Here is a 4338-nt window from a genome sequence, read left to right on the forward strand (position 1 = left end):
TGACCGAAGGCGCCTTCGGCATCCCCGCCCGCTTCGACCCCACGGCCGTGAAGATCGCGCCCCGGGTGCTGAACGCCGTAGGCCGAAGGATCGACCGGAAGGCAGCCCGCCGAGCCGAGGCGACCGCCCGAGCCGAGGCGGCCGTGCGAGGCGCGGTGGATGGCCAAGCCGACGTGTCGGGCGGGGCGGACGGCCAAGCGACGGACGCGGCATCGGCATCGGCCACGGCGTCGGCTCGGGGGCAGGCTGCTTCGCGGGTCGTCGGCGCGGCGCGGGTGGCGGCGGTACGGGCGGCGGCAGTACAGGCGGCGGCAGTGCGGCGGTCTGCCGTGCGGGCGGCTGTGCGGGCGGCGCAGTTGCAGCGGCCGGCGCTCAAGCAGGTGGTGTTCGGGAAGAAGGTGGATCCGGCGGAGGTCCAGCTGTTCATGGAGGACCTCGCGGTGGTGCCGGGGGCGTCGTACGGCGGGTTCTTCGAGACGATGCTCGAGCACGACCGCGGTACCGCGCTGAAGGTACTGGACCAGCTGCCGGTGGAGATCATGCACGGCACCCGCGACCGGCTGCTCCCGCCGCGGCACGCGAACCGGATGGCCGCCGAGCTGCCCACCGCCCGGCTCTGGATCTACCCCGGCGCCGGCCACATGCTCATGCAGGAACGCCCCCGCGACGTGACCCACCGTCTGGCGTCCCTCGTCCGCAAGGTGTCCGCCTGAGAGTCTGATCACGGCCCGGCAGGCCGCGGTCGCCTACGCTCGACTCCGTGCAGAACCTTCTCTCGGATGTCGTGGTCGTCGATCTGACGCGGGCGCTGGCCGGCCCGCACGCGGCGATGATGCTGGGGGACCTCGGCGCGCGCGTGATCAAGGTCGAGAACCCGAACGGCGGCGACGACAGCCGCGGCTGGGGCCCGCCGTTCGTGGACGGCGAGTCGACGTACTACCTGTCCGCGAACCGCAACAAGGAGTCCGTCACCGCGGACCTCAAGTCCGCCGACGGCAAGGCCTTCCTCACCAAGCTGGTACAGAAGGCCGACGTACTGATCGAGAACTTCCGCCCCGGCGTCCTGGACCGGCTCGGCTTCGGCACCGAGCGGCTGCACGAGCTCAACCCGGGCCTGGTGATCCTGTCGATCACCGGCTTCGGGCACGACGGCCCCGAGGGTGGCCGCGCCGGGTACGACCAGATCGCCCAGGGCGAGGGCGGCCTGATGAGCATCACCGGCGAGACCGAACCGACCAAGGTCGGCGCCCCGATCTCGGACCTGCTGGCCGGCATGTACGGCGCGTACGGTGCGCTGGCCGCCCTGCACGAGCGATCCATCACCGGCAAGGGCCGGGTCGTCCGGACCAGCCTGCTCGCCGCGGTGGTCGGCGTCCACGCGTTCCACGGTACGAAGTGGACGGTCGCGCACGAGCTGCCCGAGCGGGTCGGCAACCACCACGCGCAGATCGCGCCGTACGGGCTCTACCGGACCCAGGACGACATCGTCCAGGTCGCGGTCGGCAGTGAGGGGCTGTGGCGCCTGTTCGCGCCGATCGTCGGGCTCGACCCGGACGACCCGCACTTCGCGGCCAACTCCGACCGGGTCGCGCACCGCGACGAACTGACCGCCGCGATCGAGTCGGCCTTCGCGACCGCATCCGCCGACGTGTGGCTGGAACGCCTGGCGGAGCAGGGGATCCCGGCCGGCAAGGTCCGCGACTTCCGCCAGGTCTACGAGTGGGAACAGACCCTGTCCCAAGGCCTCCTCGTCGACGTCGAACACCCCACCCTCGGCAGCATCCAGCTCCCCGGCCCGCCGCTCCGCTTCGACGACAACCCGTACGCCGGCGCCCGCGAAACCAACCTCCCGCCGCCGCGCCTCGGCGAGCACAACGAGTCCGTCCGCGCCTGGCTGGACGAGTAGGCGGACCTGCGCCACTGACCAACCACGTGCCGGCCGCGGGACTCCCGCTCAGCTGAACGCCCGACTGCTCCGGAGCTCGTGCTTGGTCAGTGAGGGCGGTCCGCCCTTCGACGGTGATGGAAAGGCTGCCGTCCGGCGGCCGGGTGAGTCACGGTTCTGTCCGTTGACCAGGTAAGGGGTTGACGGGCCCGAGGCGACCGGTCTAGCGTCCGGGAAATCGATTACTCGCCCGAATCGTGCTCAGATCGTGGAGGTGTGATGCCGGACCTCGTGACGATGAGTGCGATCGGGAAGCGGTACGGCGGGGTGCAGGCCTGCGACCGGGTGGACTTCGTGCTCGGGGCCGGTGAGGTGCATGCGCTGCTCGGCGAGAACGGGGCCGGGAAGAGCACGCTGATGAAGATCCTGTCCGGCGACGTCACGGACTTCTCCGGCAGCATCGCGATCAACGGCGAACCGGTGCGGTTCAACGGCCCCACCGACGCGCAGTCCGCCGGGATCGCGATGATCCACCAGGAGCTCGATCTCGTCCCGGGCCTGTCGGTCGCGGACAACATCTTCCTCGGCCGCGAGCTGCGGACGCCGTACCGGACCGTCGACCGCCGCCGGATGGAGCGCGAGGCCAAGGAGCTGCTCGACCGCAGCGGCGTCAGCCTCGACCCGCGCCGCCCGGTCGGCGAGCTGCGGGTCGGCGAGCAGCAGCTGGTCACGATCGCGAAGGCGATCGCCCTCGACGCCCGGGTGCTGATCATGGACGAGCCGACCTCCGCGCTCACCAGCTCCGAGGTCGAGCGGCTCTTCGACGTGATCCGCGAACTCCGGCAGAGCGGCGTCGGCATCGTCTACATCTCGCACCGGATGGAGGAGATCGCCCAGGTCGCCGACCGCGCGACGGTGCTCCGCAACGGCCGCATCGTGACCAGCTTCGACCCGCGCGAACTCAGTACCGCGGAGGTCGTCGAGGCGATGGTCGGCCGTCCCGTACAAACGATGTTCAGCACCCCCGACAGCGACACCGGCGACGAACTGCTCCGCGTCGAGAACCTCGCCCTCAAAGCCAAGCGCCCCGGCCGCCGCGATCCGGACGGCATCTCGCTGACCGTCCGCGCCGGTGAGATCGTCGGCCTCGCCGGCCTCCTCGGCGCCGGCCGTACCGAACTCCTCGAGACCCTGTACGGCGTCGCGCCGGGCGGCACGCTGACCGGCCGGATCACCCTGCAGGGCAAGCCGATCCGCCCGCGCAGCCCGCGGCGGGCGCTCGCGCACGGCATCGGATTCGTCCCGGAGGACCGGCGCGCGTCCGGGCTGGTGCTGTTCCACTCGATCCTCGCGAACACGGTCGTCTCGAGCCTCCCGGCGTACGGGCGCCTCGGCGTCGTCGCGCGCCGCCTCGAGCGGGCCGCGTCGGCGTCGATGGCGGACCGGTTGCGGCTGAAGTTCGGGCGGATGCAGGACGAGGTCGGCACGCTGTCCGGGGGGAACCAGCAGAAGGTCGTGTTCGGCCGGATGCTGCTCACGTCGCCCCGGCTGCTCCTGCTGGACGAGCCGACCCGCGGCGTCGACGTCGGCGCGAAGGCCGAGATCTACCGGCTGCTCGGCGAGCTCGCGGCGCAGGGCATCGGCGTACTGCTCGCCTCGTCCGAACTCCCCGAACTGGTCGGGGTCTGCGACCGCGTCGTGGTCCTGCGGGACGGCCGGGACGTGGCGTCGTTCAGTACCGCGGACTCGGGCGAAGGCGATCTGCTGGCGGCGGCGATGGGACAGGGAGCGATGCAGTGACGGACGTTGTGCAGGACAAGGTGACCCCGGTCGAGAAGACGTCCGTGGTCGCGACGCTGTTCCGGTTCCAGAGCGTCTTCGGGCTGATCGCGGTGTTCGTCGCGGCAATCGTCTTCTCGCCGCGGAAGAACGGCGAGATCCTGTTCGTCAGCGCGGACAACCTGGCGAACGTGGTCCGGGCGATGTCCGAGATCGGGATCATCGCGGTCGGCATGACGTTCGTGATCCTGATCGGCGGCATCGACCTCTCGGTCGGCGCGGTCCTCGGCCTGGCCGCGGTCGGTTCCGCCGTACTGATGGTCGAGAACGACTGGGGATTCTTGCCCTCGATCGTGCTGGTGCTTGCGATCGGCCTGGTTTTCGGCGCCCTGCAGGGGATTGCGACCGCGATGATCGGGATCCAGTCGTTCATCGTCACGCTGGCCGGCCTGCAGATCGCCAGAGGCCTGGCCCGGATCTGGTCCGGCGGGCAGGGTATCGCGATCGCGTACGGCGACGGGCCGAACGAGGCGCCCGCATCGTTCGCGCTGCTCGGCGAACGCACCTTCGGCGGCCTGGTGCCGATCCCGGTGATCATCTTCGCGGTGGTCGCGGCCGCCGCGGTGGTGTTCCTCCGGGTCAGCGCGTTCTCCCGGCACCTGTACGCGGTCGGC

Annotated in this window: 4 protein-coding genes; all 4 read left to right on the forward strand. The window is 71.0% G+C overall.

Annotated features, from left to right (window positions below; genetic code table 11):
- Positions 1-713, forward strand: a 713-nt coding sequence (locus VFF46_RS29090; RefSeq protein ID WP_325040418.1) for an alpha/beta hydrolase, incomplete at its 5' end; no start/stop codon positions are given.
- Positions 714-760: 47 nt separating this feature from the next.
- Positions 761-1906, forward strand: a complete 1146-nt coding sequence (locus tag VFF46_RS29095) for a CoA transferase (protein WP_325040419.1) — start codon at positions 761-763, stop codon at positions 1904-1906.
- 258 nt (positions 1907-2164) lie between these two features.
- Positions 2165-3685 carry a sugar ABC transporter ATP-binding protein gene (locus VFF46_RS29100; protein ID WP_325040420.1) on the forward strand — a complete coding sequence of 507 codons (1521 nt, stop codon included), beginning with the start codon at positions 2165-2167 and terminating at the stop codon, positions 3683-3685.
- Positions 3682-4338: ABC transporter permease (locus VFF46_RS29105; RefSeq protein WP_414673103.1), on the forward strand; the 657-nt coding region annotated here is incomplete at its 3' end. The genes VFF46_RS29100 and VFF46_RS29105, both read left to right, overlap by 4 nt.

Origin of the sequence: Kribbella sp. (genome assembly GCF_035655035.1) — a bacterium.
Classification (GTDB): domain Bacteria; phylum Actinomycetota; class Actinomycetes; order Propionibacteriales; family Kribbellaceae; genus Kribbella.

Coding starts and splice junctions, on each gene's coding strand:
- VFF46_RS29100 (WP_325040420.1), top strand. CDS start 2,165: ATGCCGGACCTCGTGACGATGAGTGCGATCGGGAAGCGGTACGGCGGG.